Genomic DNA, 206 nt, shown 5'->3' on the forward strand with positions numbered 1-206 from the left:
CGAGGTCAAGCTCACGGCCGACGGCCCCCGGGGCGTGGAGGTCAATCCCCGTCCCGCGGGCAATCGGATCACCGAGCTGGTCCGCCATGTCACCGGCATCGATCTCCCCGCCGCATGCGTGGACGTGGCGCTGGGCCGGGAGCCCGACCTCCGGCGGCGTGACACCGGACTCCGCAGCGCGGCCATCGGATTCCTCGTCCCCGAGG

1 pseudogene is annotated in these 206 nt (G+C 73.3%); it reads left to right on the top strand.

From position 1 onward, the window contains the following. Positions 1-206: pseudogene (locus tag MFF40_RS28750) on the top strand (ATP-grasp domain-containing protein); the annotation flags it as partial.

This window comes from Methylobacterium mesophilicum, assembly GCF_022179445.1.
Taxonomy (GTDB): Bacteria; Pseudomonadota; Alphaproteobacteria; order Rhizobiales; family Beijerinckiaceae; genus Methylobacterium; species Methylobacterium mesophilicum.